This is a genomic window from Cellulomonas fimi ATCC 484 (genome assembly GCF_000212695.1).
GTDB classification, from domain to species: Bacteria; Actinomycetota; Actinomycetes; order Actinomycetales; family Cellulomonadaceae; genus Cellulomonas; species Cellulomonas fimi.
In genome coordinates this window covers 2,352,767-2,366,150 of record NC_015514.1, presented here as the reverse complement: position 1 = coordinate 2,366,150, position 13,384 = coordinate 2,352,767, and the positions used below count along the sequence as shown (strand labels likewise).

The following is a 13,384-nucleotide window of genomic DNA, read 5'->3' as shown; positions in this document are numbered from 1 at the left end:
CAACGGGGTCCGGGACCCCCAGGGCCAAGGTCCCAAGACATCCCATCACTGCCTCCGTAGGTTCGAAGTACCGACCCCCGGAGGAGCGAAGATGTCCACCACCGCAGTCCCCCCCACCTCCCACGACGAGGCCACCACCCCGGCCGCGTGGACAGGCTTCGTCACCGGTCCCTGGGCGGACCGGGTCGACGTGCGGGACTTCATCCAGCGCAACTACACGCCCTACGAGGGCGACAGCAGCTTCCTCGCGGGTGCGACGGCCCGCACCACCGGCATCTGGGACCGCCTGAGCGCGATGTTCCCCGAGGAGCGCGAGAAGGGCGTCTACGACGTCGACGCCAAGACGCCCTCGACGATCACGTCGCACGCGCCCGGCTACATCTCCCAGGACGACGAGCTCATCGTCGGCCTGCAGACCGACGCCCCGCTCAAGCGCGCGATCATGCCCAACGGCGGCTACCGGATGGTCGAGAAGTCCCTCGAGACCTACGGGTACGAGCCGGACCCGGTCGTCTCCGAGATCTTCAGCAAGTACCGCAAGACGCACAACGACGGCGTCTTCGACGTGTACCCGCCGGCCGTGCGCGCCGCGCGCAGCAGCCACATCATCACGGGCCTGCCGGACGCCTACGGCCGCGGCCGGATCATCGGCGACTACCGCCGCGTCGCCCTGTACGGCGTCGACGCGCTGATCGCCGCGAAGAAGCTCGAGCGTGCCGAGCTCGACATGGAGCGCTCCGTCGAGGACGTCATCCGCGACCGCGAGGAGCTCGCGGAGCAGATCCGCGCGCTCGGCGAGCTCAAGCAGATGGCCGCGTCCTACGGCTACGACATCTCCGGCCCGGCGACCAACGGCCGCGAGGCCGTGCAGTGGCTGTACTTCGGCTACCTCGCCGCGGTGAAGGAGCAGAACGGCGCGGCGATGTCCCTGGGCCGCACCTCGACGTTCCTCGACATCTACCTCGAGCGCGACCTCGCTGCCGGTGCGATCACCGAGGAGCAGGCGCAGGAGGTCATCGACGACTTCGTCATCAAGCTGCGGATCGTGCGCTTCCTGCGCACCCCGGAGTACGACGCCCTCTTCTCGGGCGACCCGACGTGGGTCACCGAGTCGATCGGCGGCATGGGCGAGGACGGCCGCACGCTCGTCACCAAGACGTCGTTCCGCTACCTGCAGACGCTCTACAACCTGGGCCCGGCGCCCGAGCCGAACATGACCGTGTTCTGGAGCGACAAGCTGCCCGAGGGCTTCAAGGCCTTCTGCGCGCAGGTGTCGATCGACACCTCGGCCGTGCAGTACGAGTCCGACGACCTCATCCGGGCCGACTGGGGCGACGACGCGGCCATCGCGTGCTGCGTGTCCCCGATGCGCGTCGGCAAGCAGATGCAGTTCTTCGGGGCCCGCGTGAACCTCGCCAAGGCCCTGCTCTACGCGATCAACGGCGGCCGCGACGAGGTCTCCGGCAAGCAGGTCGCGCCGGTCGCCGCGCCGGTCGAGGGCGAGTACCTCGACTACGACGACGTCATGGCGAAGTTCGACAAGACGATGGACTGGCTGGCCCAGACGTACGTCGACGCGCTGAACTGCGTGCACTACATGCACGACAAGTACGCGTACGAGCGCATCGAGATGGCGCTGCACGACCGCGAGATCCTGCGGACGCTGGCCTGCGGCATCGCCGGCCTGTCGGTCGTCGCGGACTCGCTGTCGGCGATCAAGTACGCCAAGGTCAAGGCGCTGCGCACGACGGACGGCCTCGTGACCGAGTACGCGATCGAGGGCGACTACCCGAGCTACGGCAACGACGACGACCGCGCCGACGACATCGCCGTGTGGATCGTCAACACGTTCATGGAGAAGATCCGCCAGTACCCGACGTACCGCAAGGCGCTGCACACGCAGTCCGTCCTGACGATCACGTCGAACGTCGTCTACGGCAAGGCCACGGGCTCGACCCCCGACGGCCGTCGTGCCGGCGAGCCGTTCGCCCCGGGCGCCAACCCGATGAACGGGCGCGACTCGCACGGCATGCTCGCCTCCGCGCTGTCGGTCGCGAAGCTGCCGTACGCGGAGGCGCAGGACGGCATCTCCCTCACCTCGTCGGTCGTGCCCTCGGGCCTGGGCCGCACGCGGGAGGAGCAGGTGACGAACCTGGTCGGTCTGCTCGACGCGTACACGCTGTCGAACGGCTACCACATGAACGTCAACGTCCTGAACCGGGAGACGCTGCTCGACGCGATGGAGCACCCGGAGAACTACCCGCAGCTCACCATCCGCGTCTCGGGCTACGCCGTGAACTTCGTGCGGCTGACCCGTGAGCAGCAGCTCGACGTCCTGTCCCGGACGTTCCACGGCGCGGTCTGACCGACGCCGCACCGACCAGACCGTCCCGGCACCGAAGGAGCACGACGATGACGACCCAGGCCGACGAGCGGACCGGCGCCCCCGTGGTGGCGCTCGGCACGCCGCTCGTCGGCGGGTCGCACGAGCGGGCCCACGGTGCCGGGACGGCCGGTCTGACCGAGGTGGAGGCGGAGCGGTCCGCGCGGCTCGCCGCCGTCCGGGCCGGCGACGTCGGCTCGGTCCACTCCTGGGAGCTCGTCACCGCGGTGGACGGTCCCGGGACGCGGCTCACGGTGTTCCTGTCGGGGTGCCCGCTGCGCTGCCTGTACTGCCACAACCCCGACACCATGGAGATGCGCCGCGGCACCGACGTGGCCGCCGACGACCTGCTCCGGCGCATCCAGCGCTACCGCGGCGTCATGAAGGCGACCGGCGGCGGCCTGACGATCTCCGGCGGCGAGCCCCTCATGCAGCCCGCGTACGTGCGGCGGCTGCTGCGCGGCGCCAAGGCGATGGATGTGCACACCGCGATCGACACGTCCGGCTTCCTCGGGGCGCAGCTCTCCGACGAGATGCTCGAGGACGTCGACCTCGTCCTGCTCGACGTGAAGTCGGGCATCCCCGAGACCTACAAGAAGGTCACCGGCCAGGACCTCGCGCCGACGCTCGCGTTCGGCCGCCGGCTCGCCGAGCACGGCACGCGCACCTGGATCCGGTTCGTGCTCGTCCCCGGCCTGACCGACGCGGTCGAGAACGTCGACGCCGTCGCCGACTACGTCGCCTCGCTGGGCGCGTGCGTCGAGCGCGTCGAGGTCCTGCCGTTCCACCAGATGGGCCAGGACAAGTGGGCCGAGCTGGGGATGCGCTACGAGCTCGACGGTGTCGAGCCGCCGTCGGCCGAGCTCGTCGAGCGGGTCCGCGGCCAGTTCCGCGACCGGGGCCTCACGACGTTCTGACGGGGGCCGTCGGGTCGTCCGGGAGGCGGGCACCCGCGAGGCGCGCGAGCAGGTGCGTGAGCTGCGCGCGCCCGTCGGACGTGAGCGCGGCGAGGAGGTCGTCCTGCGCCGCGAGGACCACCGGGTCCGGGAGCGTCGACCGGCTCGCCGCACGACGCCCGCCTGACGGGTGGCGCACCAGCGACCTCGTCGTGCCCGTCTGGCGCGTGGGCGCCGCCCCGGTGCCGGTGGCCGCGGCCCGTCGGTCCGCCACGCCGTCTCAGAAGGCGGCGATCGACTCCGGTGCGCGCTGCGGGCGCGACAGCGTGCGCACGACGGCGTCCTGGCCGTGCCGGCGCAGCGCGAGGTCGGTGAGCAGCCGGACGACGGGCGAGAGCGCCTCGGGGGCGAACTGCGGCGTCGTCAAGCCCACGCTCGACGCGAGGTCGTCGCTGTGCACGACGATCTCGAGCAGGCGGGTCACGACGAAGTCGTCGGCGCTCAGGGCGGCGCCCGTCCACGGCAGCACGACGGCGTCAGGGGCCGCCCCGAGGACGTCGTCGAGCCGGGTCAGCACGTCGCGCGCCGCGGCCGCTGCCGCCGTCGCGCCCGCGGCCGCCTCCTGCTCGGAGCGGTCGCGGACCCCGGTGTTCGCCGGCCCGTCGAGGTCCTGCTGGATCCACGCCGCACGCGCGTAGTGCTCGTCGACGGTGATCGGCGCGACGTCGGCCGCCGGTCCGGACAGCACCTCGACCAGCCGCCGCGGCTGGTTGACCAGGTGCCACGCGAGCGCGCCCACGCTCATGCCCGCGCAGGACGACTCGGCGTCCCAGGCGGCGGCGACCTCGGGTCGCTCGACGAGGTCGGCGAGCAGCCGGGTCGCGGGGACGACGGCGGACCGGTCGAGGGAGCCGGTGAAGGTCAGGGGCGGCAGCGTGAGCGTCACGTCGTCACCCTCCCGCATCGGCGTGACCAGGCGCAACGCGCCGGACCCGGGCCAGGGACGCGCGCGTGGTCGGCCGCCGGGGACGGGCGGCCGACCACGCGCGGGGGCGTCAGCGGGTCGGGACGTTCGCGACGCCGTCCGGCAGGAGCCGGCGGCCCAGGACCCTCTCGCTGTAGCCGGTGCGGTCCAGGTACGGGGTGAGGCCGCCCAGGTGGAAGCCCCAGCCCGCGCCGAGGATCATGCACAGGTCGATCTGCTGCGGCGTGGTGACGACGCCCTCGTCGAGCATGTGCCCGACCTCGACCGTGAGCGCGGTGAGCACCGCGTCGAGCACGCCCGCATCGTCGAGCGGCTGCGCCGCGACCTCGACCTCGCGGGCCGCGTCGAAGACCGCCTGGATGGCCGGGTCGACGGGCTTCGGGAGCCCCTTGGCGGGGGCGTCGAGCACGACCCGGGTGCCGTCCGCGACGAGCTTCTCGAGGCCCGGGGAGTGCGGGAACCGGTCGCCCAGGTCCTCGCGGAGCGAGGTGAGCACGTGCAGACCCACCGCCGGGCCGACGAGGTCGAAGAGCTCGAACGGCGGCATCGGCAGCCCGAGCGGGCGCAGGGCGCGGTCGGCCACCTCGACGGGCGTGCCGTGCTCGACGGCGTCGACGATCACGCCGAGCAGCAGCACGAGCAGCCGGTTGACGACGAAGCCGGGCCGGTCGGCGACGAGCACGGCGGTCTTGCGAAGCTTCGCGGCGACCGCGAACCCGGTGGCGAGCGGCTCGGCCGACGTGCGCTGCGCCTGGACGACCTCCACCAGCGGCATCGCCGCCACGGGGTTGAAGAAGTGCAGCCCGACGACCCGCTCGGGGTGCTGCAGGTCCGCGGCCATCGCGGTGACCGACAGCGCCGAGGTGTTGGTCGCGAGGACCGTGGTGGGGGACACGACGCCCTCGAGCTCGGCGAAGACGCGCTTCTTGAGGTCGAGGATCTCCGTGACGGCCTCGATGACGAGGTCGCACGACGCGAGGTCGCCGAGGTCCGTCGTGCCGGTGACCGAGCCGAGCAGGCGCGCGCCCGCAGGCTCGCTCATCCGGCCCGTGGACACCAGCCGCTCGACGGTCGAGCGGACCGCCGCGAGCCCCTTGCCCACGCGCTCGTCGTCGAGGTCCCGCATGACGACGGGCACCCCGAGCCGCTGCGCGAACAGCAGCGCGATCTGCGCCGCCATGAGCCCTGCACCCACGATCCCGACCCGGGTCACGGGCTGGGCGAGCGAGGCGTCGGGCGCACCGACGGGCTTCTTGCCGCCGGACACGAGCCCGAACGCGTAGACGCTGGCCCGCATCTCGTCGCTCATGATGAGGTCGGCGAGCGCCTCGTCCTCCGCGGCGAACGCCTCGTCGCGGGTCGCGGTGCGCGCGGCGGCGACGAGATCGAGCGCCCGGTAGGGCGCGGGCCGCGAGCCGTGCACGACCGCGTCGAGCCGCTGCCGCGCGGCGGCGACGACGCCCTCCCACACGGGCTGCGGGTCGAGCGGGCGGCGCTCCACGACCAGATCGCCGGACACGACGCGCGCGGCCCACCGGATCGACTCCTCCAGGAAGTCCGCCGGGTCGAGCACGACGTCCACGAGGCCGATCGCGGCGGCCTCCGCGGCGGCGTACGGCTTGTTCGCCGCGGGCCGCGTGAGGATGACGTCGAGCGCCTTCTCGACGCCGACGAGGCGCGGCACGACGTAGGCGCCGCCCCACCCCGGGACCAGCCCGAGCCCGGTCTCGGGCAGCGCGAGCGCGCGCACGTCGGACGCGACGGTGCGGTAGTCGCAGTTGAGCGCGAGCTCCAGGCCCCCGCCGAGCGCGACGCCGTTGACGAACGCGAACGTCGGCACGCCCATGTCGTGCAGCAGCACGTAGGCCGCGTGCCCGCCGCGCCCGAGGCCGAGAGCCGTGTCGCGGTCGGCGACGGTCGTCACCTGGGTCAGGTCGGCACCCGCCGCGAGGAAGTAGGGCTTGCCCGTGACGGCGACGGCCTGGACCTCGCCCGCCCGCACGCGCTCGCGGACGGTGCTGAGCGCGGCCGTCAGCTCGGCGATGCCGAGCGGCCCGAACGTGGTCGGCTTGGTGTGGTCGAGCCCGTTGTCGACCGTGACGAGCGCGAGCGTGCCCGCACGGCCCGGCAGGGCGACGTCACGGACGTGCGCGTGCGTGACGCGCTCCGGGCGGGGCTGCGGGGTGTCGGACGTGCTCACTGCTGGCTCCCGTCGGTCGTGCAGTCGGCGTGGTGCGGGTTCTCCCAGATCACGGTGCCGCCCTGGCCGAGCCCGACGCACATGGTCGTGACGCCGTAGCGGACCTCGGGGTGCTCCTCGAACTGGCGCGCGAGCTGCGTCATGAGGCGCACGCCCGACGACGCGAGCGGGTGGCCGACGGCGATCGCGCCGCCGTACGGGTTGACCCGCGGGTCGTCGTCGGCGATGCCGAACGCGTCGAGGAACGCGAGCACCTGGACCGCGAACGCCTCGTTGATCTCGAACAGCCCGATGTCGTCGATCGTCAGGCCGGCGCGGTCGAGCGCCTTGCGCGTGGCGGGCACGGGCCCGACGCCCATGATCTCGGGCTCGACGCCCGCGTAGGCGAAGGAGACGAGGCGCATGCGCACCGGCAGGCCGAGCTCGGCGGCGGTCTCCTCGGCGGCGAGCACGCACGACGCGGCGCCGTCCGTGAGCGGCGCGGACGTCGCGGCGGTGACGCGGCCACCCGGCCGGAACGGCGTCGGCAGGTCGGCGACGGCGTCGAGCGTGGTACCGGGTCGCGGTGGCTCGTCGGCGGTCGCGAGACCCCAGCCGCGCTCGGGGTCGCGCAGCGCGACGGGCACGAGGTCGGGGTCGATCCGCCCGGCGGCGAGGGCCGCGGCGTACTTCGCCTGGCTCGCGACGCCGTACGCGTCGGCGCGCTCGCGGGTCAGGGCGGGGAACCGGTCGTGCAGGTTCTCGGCCGTGACGCCCATGTTGAGCGCGTCGGGTGCGACGAGCCGCTCGGACAGGAACCGCGGGTTCGGGTCGGCCTCGAAGCCCATGGGGTGGTGGCCCATGTGCTCGACGCCGCCCGCGATCGCGACGTCCTGCGCGCCGACGCCGATGGTCGCGGCGACGTTGGTCACCGCCGTCATGGCGCCCGCGCACATCCGGTCGACGGCGTAGCCGGGCACGGTGCGGGGCAGGCCCGCGAGGACGCCCACGGTGCGGCCGAGCGTCAGGCCCTGGTCGCCCTGCTGGGTGGTCGCGGCGATCGCGACCTCGTCGACCCGCTCGGGCGACAGGTCGGGGTGGCGGCGCAGGAGCTCGCGGACGGTCTTGACGACGAGGTCGTCGGCGCGGGTGTGGGCGTAGAGCCCGTCCTTGCGCGCACGGCCGAACGGGGTGCGGACCCCGTCGACGAAGACGACGCGACGGGCGACGGGCGGTCGGGCGGATGCGGTCGGCATCGGGCCTCCAGGCAGGGACGACGGTGTCCGGTGTGGGGCCCACCGGTGCGGGCCCGCTCCAGCCGACCGTACCGGGACCAAGGTCCTACGTCAGCCGAAGTTACCGAACAGTAACACCGGCGCGTCGGGCCGACCTCAGCTGCGCGACAGCCCCGCGAACGCCGTCGCAAGCCGCTCCGCGAGAAGCCCGACCTGCCACTCGCGCGCGGCGCCCGCGGCGAGGAACTCGGCGATCCCGGCGGCGTCGAGGCGTGCCGGGGGAGCCCAGCAGAGGCGACGCAGCAGGTCCGGCTGCAGCAGGTTCTCCGCCGGGACGTCGTGCGTCGCCGAGAGCTCGGCGACCACGTCGCGCGCCGCCGCGAGACGGGCCGCGGCCGCCGGGTCCTTGTCCGCCCACGCGCGCGGCGGGGGAGGTGCGTCGCTGCGCGGGCCGCGCACCGAGGGCAGCTCCGCGTCCGGCAGCGCGAGCCCCCGGTCGATCGCCTGCTGCCACAGCGTCGCGCGGCGGCGGGTGCCCTTGCCCGAGAACGCCGGCAGGGCCGTGAGCTGCGGCACCGAGCGCGGCAGCGCCTGCGCGGCGGCGACGATCGCGGCGTCGGGCAGCACACGGCCGGGGGAGATGTCGCGCTGGCGGGCGTTCTGGTCGCGCGTCAGCCAGAGCTCGCGCACGACGGCGAGCCGGCGCGCGTCCTTGACCTGGTGCAAGCCCGAGACGCGGCGCCACGGGTCGACGCGCGGAGGCGGCGTGGGTGCGGTGCGCACCGCCTCGAACTCCTGCGCCGCCCACTCGGCCTTGCCGGCGACGGCGAGCCGCTCCGCGAGCACCTCGCGCAGCGGGACCAGGACCTCGACGTCGAGCGCCGCGTACCGCAGCCACTCCTGCGGCAGGGGGCGGGTCGACCAGTCGACGGCCGAGTGCTCCTTGGCCAGGCCAAGGCCGAGCGCATCCGCGACGACCGCGGCCAGGCCCACGCGCTCCATGCCCAGCAGCCGCGCCCCGAGCTCGGTGTCGAAGATGCGCGTCGGGCGCATGCCCTGCTCCGTGAGCCCCGGCAGGTCCTGCGACGCGGCGTGCAGCACCCACTCGACGCCGACGAGTGCCTCCGACAGCGCCGACAGGTCCGGCAGCGCCACCGGGTCGATCAGCGCGGTCCCCGCGCCCTCGCGGCGCAGCTGCACGAGGTAGGTGCGCTGGCCGTAGCGGTAGCCCGACGCGCGCTCGGCGTCGACGGCGACGGGACCCGTGCCGGCCCCGAAGGCGGCCACCACGCGCGCGAGCTCCTCGGGCGTGTCGACGACGTGCGGCACGCCGTCGGCCGGCTCGACCAGCGGCACGACGTCGGGGACCACCGGGGTCGGCGTGACGTCGTCCCCGGTGTCACGGGCGTCGTCGGCAACCTCGGAGTGCATGAGGTCAACCGTATGCGACGGCGTCCGTGCGGCCGTGCAGGCCGCGCGGGGTGCGGCGCACGTCACCCGGGCGGAGCCGGGGGTCGCTCAGTCGAGCACGCCGCCGCGGAACGAGATCGCCACGAGCTCCGCGCGGTCGCCGGTGCCGAGCTTGCGCGAGATGCGCGCGAGGTGGCTCTTGACGGTCAGCGCCGAGAGCCCGAGCTCCTCGCCGATGAGCCGGTTGCTGCGGCCGTCGGCCACGAGCTTGAGCACGCTGATCTCGCGCGCGGTGAGCTCGGGCAGCGTCGGCGGGGCGGGCGCCGGCGCCGGCTGGCGCGCCACGCTCGCGGCGGTCGTGCTCGCGACCGCGCCGCGCAGACCGCCCTGCAGGAGGACCGACAGCTCGCCGCGGCTCGCGCGGCGGGTCAGGACGACGACCCGCGGGGCGCCACGACGGCGCAGGTTCTGCACGAGGGCCACCCCGTCGCCGTCGGCGATCTCCGAGACGACGACGCACATCTGCTGGGTCGGGCTGGACAACCGCCGGGTCGCGGGCGCTGCCGTCCGCACGGCCGGCCGGCGGAGGGCGACGTCACGACGCAGGGGCTCGATGCTCACATGCCTTCCATCGGCAGGCGCCGTGGTGTTCTTGAGAGTCCCGGGCGTCCCGATCGTGTCGGACGTCCATCAAGGAGGGGGTGCGGCGAGCTCCCTGGTCAGCGGCGCGGGCCGAGCGGCACGACGCCCTCGGGCAGCGGCGGCAGGCCCGCCGCGGTGCACAGCAGCGTCGCCCACGCCCGCAGGTGCGGGCCCAGGTCCTCGCCCGCCGACGTCCACGACGCGCGGATCTCGAGCTCGGTCTGCTCCGCGCGGCGCTCCAGGGCGCCGAAGCTCTGCGACAGCACGCGCGTGACCGTGCCGCCCGCCGCGTGCGGCTCCAGGCCGGCCTGCTCGAGGGCGTCGGAGAACCACGACCACGCGACCTCTGCGAGCAGCGGGTCGGCGCCGACCTCGCTCTCCAGCGACGCCCGCACGAGCGTCACGAGGCGGAACGTGCCGTCCCACGCCTCCTGGCCCTCGGGGTCGTAGAGCACGACGAAACGCCCCGACGCGAGCTCTGCGGCCGCGACCGAGCGGCGAGCGCTGCGCACCTCGGCCGTCAGGGCCGCGGAGAACGGGGCGATCCGGGCGGGGCCGGGGACCTCGTCGAGCACGACCTCGGGCCGGACGGTCACGGTGCGCAGCGAGCGCAGCGCGCGGACGAACTCGGCCGGGACGTCCTCGGGGCCTGCGGGGGTCACGATCGGGAGCGTACGTGCGGGGGCGCCGTCTTGACGTCCGGCACGCCGCTCCCGGGTGAGCACTACGCCGCTAGGCTGACCGGGCACTCCCACCCGGACGTCGCGCCCCCGCTCCGCACCTCGTGCACCGGTCGTCGGCGCGGTCCGGCCGTCGACGACAAGGAGCACCTCACGCATGGCCGCGAACACCACGGCACCCGGCACGGCGGAGATCGGCGTCACCGGGCTGGCGGTGATGGGCAGGAACCTCGCGCGCAACTTCGCGCGGAACGGGTTCACGGTGGCGATCCACAACCGGTCGTTCGCCAAGACGCAGTCGTTGCTGGACGACCACGGCGACGAGGGCACGTTCGTCGCCTCCGAGTCGGTCGAGGACTTCGTGGCCTCGCTGGCGCGGCCGCGCAAGGTCGTGGTGATGGTCAAGGCCGGTGCGGCCACCGACGCGGTGATCGACGAGCTCGTGCCGCTGCTCGACGAGGGCGACATCGTCGTCGACGCGGGCAACGCCCACTTCCCCGACACGGTGCGCCGCGAGGCGGCGCTGCGCGCGAAGGGTCTGCACTTCGTCGGCACGGGCGTCTCGGGCGGCGAGGAGGGCGCGCTGCTGGGCCCGTCGATCATGCCGGGTGGGACCGCGGAGTCCTACGAGTGGCTGGGGCCGATCCTCGAGAAGATCTCGGCGAAGGTGGACGGGGTGCCGTGCTGCACCTACGTGGGTCCCGGGGGTGCGGGGCACTTCGTCAAGATGGTGCACAACGGCATCGAGTACGCCGACATGCAGCTCATCGCCGAGGCGTACGACCTGCTCAAGCAGGGGCTCGGGGCCTCCGCGGCCGAGATCGGGCAGATCTTCGCGGAGTGGAACACGGGCGACCTCGAGTCGTTCCTCATCGAGATCACCGCGGACGTGCTGCAGCACGTCGACGCGGCCACGGGCGCGGCGTTCGTCGACGTCGTCCTGGACCAGGCCGAGCAGAAGGGCACCGGCCGCTGGACGGTGCAGAACGCCCTCGACCTCGGTGTGCCGATCACGGGGATCGCGGAGGCGACGTTCGCCCGCGCCCTGTCGGGGTCGGTCCCGCAGCGCACGGCCGCGCTGGGCACGCTGCCCGCGCACACCACGCCGTGGGCGGTCGAGGACCGCGACGCGTTCGTCGAGGACGTCCGCCTGGCGCTGTACGCGTCGAAGGTCGTGGCGTACTCCCAGGGGTTCGACCAGATCGCCGCCGCGTCCGAGCAGTTCGGCTGGGACATCGACCGGGGCGCGATGGCGCGCATCTGGCGCGGTGGCTGCATCATCCGCGCGCGGTTCCTCAACCGGATCACGGAGGCGTACGAGCGCAACGCCGACCTGCCCCTGCTGCTGGCCGACGAGTACTTCACCGGCGCGGTCGGCAACGGCGTGCAGGCCTGGCGTCGCGTCGTGTCGGGAGCCGCGCTGCACGGGGTGCCGACCCCTGCGTTCGCCTCCTCGCTCGCCTACTACGACGGGGTCCGCGCCGAGCGGCTGCCCGCCGCGCTCATCCAGGCGCAGCGTGACTTCTTCGGTGCGCACACCTACCGGCGCACCGACCGCGAGGGCACGTTCCACACGACGTGGTCCACCGACCGCACCGAGCAGGACGCGTGAGCGACACCGCCCCGGCCCCCGCCGCCCCGGTCGCCCCCCGGGCCGGCGGGGTGGCCCCGCTCCAGCCCGTCATCCTCGGCGCCGACATCGGCGTCTACGCGCTCGCCCGCTCGTTCCACGAGGCCTACGGCGTGCGCTCGGTCGTCGTCGCCGGCGCCGCACTCGGACCCGTCGCGCACTCCCGGATCGTCGACCACGAGATCGTCGCCGACGGGCACGACCCCCGTCAGCTCGTCGACCGGCTGCTCGACGTCGCCCGGCGCATGCCCGACCGTCGCCTGCTGCTCATGGCGAACTCGGACTGGCTCGTCCGCGTCGTGGTGCAGCACCGCGCCGAGCTCGAGCCGTACTACGTCGTGCCCTTCCTGTCGGAGGGGCTGCTCGACCAGATCTCCGACAAGGCGACGTTCGCGGAGATCTGCGAGCGGCTCGACATCTCCGTCCCGCGCACGATCGTGCAGGACTTCACCGCGGCCCACGAGCCCGGCTGGGCGCCCGCCGCGGTCGACCTGGACTACCCGCTCATCGCCAAGGCGGCGAGCAGCGCGGACTACCAGGACGTCGAGTTCGAGGGCAAGAAGAAGGTCTTCGAGATCGCGACGCCCGACGAGCTCACGTGGCTGTGGTCCGCGCTGCGCGCAGCCGGCTTCCGCGGCCGGTTCGTCGTGCAGGAGCTCGTGCCCGGCGACGACACGCAGATGCGCTCCATCACCGCGTACGTCGACAGCCGCGGCGAGATCACGCTGCTGTGCAGCGCACACGTCCTGCTCGAGGAGCACACGCCCTCCGGCCTGGGCAACCCCGCAGCGATGATCACGTACCGCGACGACGCCATGCTCGAGCAGGCGCGCCGCTTCCTCACCTCGACGGGCTACCGCGGGTTCGCGAACTTCGACGTCAAGGTCGACCCGCGCACCGACCGGTTCCGGTTCTTCGAGGTCAACCCCCGGATCGGGCGCAACAACTACTACGTCACCGCGGCGGGCGCGAACCCCATGCGGTTCGTCGTGGAGGACCAGGTCGAGGGCCGGGCCGTCGAGCCCGTCGTCGTCGACCGTGAGGTGCTGTACTCGATCGTGCCGCACCGTCTGCTGCTGCGGTACGTCCGCGACCCGCAGCTCGCGCAGCGCGTCCGGCGGCTCGTGCGCGCCCGCGCCACGGCGCACCCGCTCGCGTACGGCAAGGACCTGTCGCCGCGGCGGCGGGCCTACGTGTGGGCCGCGAAGCTCAACCAGGTGCGCAAGTTCCGGCGCTGGTACCCCGCCGTCACCGAGACGGGGTTCTGACCCGGCGCGAGCCGCGCCGACGACGAGGGCCGGACCCCCAGCGGGGTCCGGCCCTCGTCGTGCGACGCGTGAAGGG

10 protein-coding genes are annotated in these 13,384 nt (G+C 73.7%); 4 read left to right on the top strand and 6 right to left on the bottom strand.

Going from position 1 to position 13,384, the window contains the following annotated elements:
- The first annotated feature begins 91 nt into the window (after nucleotides 1-91).
- On the top strand, nucleotides 92-2,365 hold the full coding sequence (gene pflB, locus CELF_RS10770; protein WP_013771285.1) for a formate C-acetyltransferase: 2,274 nt from the start codon (nucleotides 92-94) through the stop codon (nucleotides 2,363-2,365).
- Nucleotides 2,366-2,412: 47 nt separating this feature from the next.
- Nucleotides 2,413-3,300 (top strand): pyruvate formate-lyase-activating protein, encoded by an 888-nt coding sequence (gene pflA / locus CELF_RS10765; RefSeq protein ID WP_013771284.1) that lies wholly within the window; start codon nucleotides 2,413-2,415, stop codon nucleotides 3,298-3,300.
- Nucleotides 3,301-3,559: 259 nt separating this feature from the next.
- Here pflA and CELF_RS10755 read toward each other — a convergent pair whose 3' ends face one another.
- The 6 genes from CELF_RS10755 to CELF_RS10730 all read right to left on the bottom strand — a co-directional run bounded on the left by CELF_RS10755 (nucleotide 3,560) and on the right by CELF_RS10730 (nucleotide 10,392).
- Nucleotides 3,560-4,225 (bottom strand): maleylpyruvate isomerase N-terminal domain-containing protein, encoded by a 666-nt coding sequence (locus CELF_RS10755; protein ID WP_013771282.1) that lies wholly within the window; start codon nucleotides 4,223-4,225, stop codon nucleotides 3,560-3,562.
- A 109-nt stretch (nucleotides 4,226-4,334) separates the two neighbouring features.
- Nucleotides 4,335-6,464, bottom strand: coding sequence for a 3-hydroxyacyl-CoA dehydrogenase NAD-binding domain-containing protein (locus CELF_RS10750; RefSeq protein WP_013771281.1), 2,130 nt, complete (start codon nucleotides 6,462-6,464; stop codon nucleotides 4,335-4,337).
- The gene (locus CELF_RS10745) at nucleotides 6,461-7,699 is read right to left on the bottom strand and encodes a thiolase family protein (protein ID WP_013771280.1); all 1,239 of its coding nucleotides are present in this window, start codon (nucleotides 7,697-7,699) and stop codon (nucleotides 6,461-6,463) included. The genes CELF_RS10750 and CELF_RS10745 overlap by 4 nt, the downstream gene beginning before the upstream one ends.
- A gap of 135 nt (nucleotides 7,700-7,834) precedes the next feature.
- Nucleotides 7,835-9,109, bottom strand: coding sequence for an HRDC domain-containing protein (locus CELF_RS10740; RefSeq protein WP_013771279.1), 1,275 nt, complete (start codon nucleotides 9,107-9,109; stop codon nucleotides 7,835-7,837).
- A gap of 87 nt (nucleotides 9,110-9,196) precedes the next feature.
- Complete coding sequence (locus CELF_RS10735; protein ID WP_232014226.1) at nucleotides 9,197-9,709, bottom strand: helix-turn-helix transcriptional regulator; 513 nt, start codon at nucleotides 9,707-9,709, stop codon at nucleotides 9,197-9,199.
- Nucleotides 9,710-9,807: 98 nt separating this feature from the next.
- A complete protein-coding gene (locus CELF_RS10730) occupies nucleotides 9,808-10,392 on the bottom strand; it encodes a DUF3000 domain-containing protein (RefSeq protein ID WP_013771277.1) in 585 nt (194 codons plus the stop codon).
- A 175-nt stretch (nucleotides 10,393-10,567) separates the two neighbouring features.
- On the opposite strand from CELF_RS10730, the gene gndA reads away from it, so the two are divergent.
- Together gndA and CELF_RS10720 are read left to right on the top strand one after the other, a co-directional pair.
- Nucleotides 10,568-12,022 carry an NADP-dependent phosphogluconate dehydrogenase gene (gndA, locus tag CELF_RS10725; RefSeq protein ID WP_013771276.1) on the top strand — a complete coding sequence of 485 codons (1,455 nt, stop codon included), beginning with the start codon at nucleotides 10,568-10,570 and terminating at the stop codon, nucleotides 12,020-12,022.
- Entirely contained in the window at nucleotides 12,019-13,308 is a 1,290-nt protein-coding gene (locus CELF_RS10720; protein WP_013771275.1) for a carboxylate--amine ligase, read from the top strand. The genes gndA and CELF_RS10720 overlap by 4 nt, the downstream gene beginning before the upstream one ends.
- Nucleotides 13,309-13,384: the final 76 nt, after the last annotated feature.

Excerpts from the sequence above, each read along its gene's own strand:
- CELF_RS10745 (WP_013771280.1), bottom strand. The coding sequence starts at position 7,699 with ATGCCGACCGCATCCGCCCGACCGCCCGTCGCCCGTCGCGTCGTCTTC.
- gndA (WP_013771276.1), top strand. The coding sequence starts at position 10,568 with ATGGCCGCGAACACCACGGCACCCGGCACGGCGGAGATCGGCGTCACC.
- pflA (WP_013771284.1), top strand. The coding sequence starts at position 2,413 with ATGACGACCCAGGCCGACGAGCGGACCGGCGCCCCCGTGGTGGCGCTC.
- CELF_RS10740 (WP_013771279.1), bottom strand. The coding sequence starts at position 9,109 with ATGCACTCCGAGGTTGCCGACGACGCCCGTGACACCGGGGACGACGTC.
- pflB (WP_013771285.1), top strand. The coding sequence starts at position 92 with ATGTCCACCACCGCAGTCCCCCCCACCTCCCACGACGAGGCCACCACC.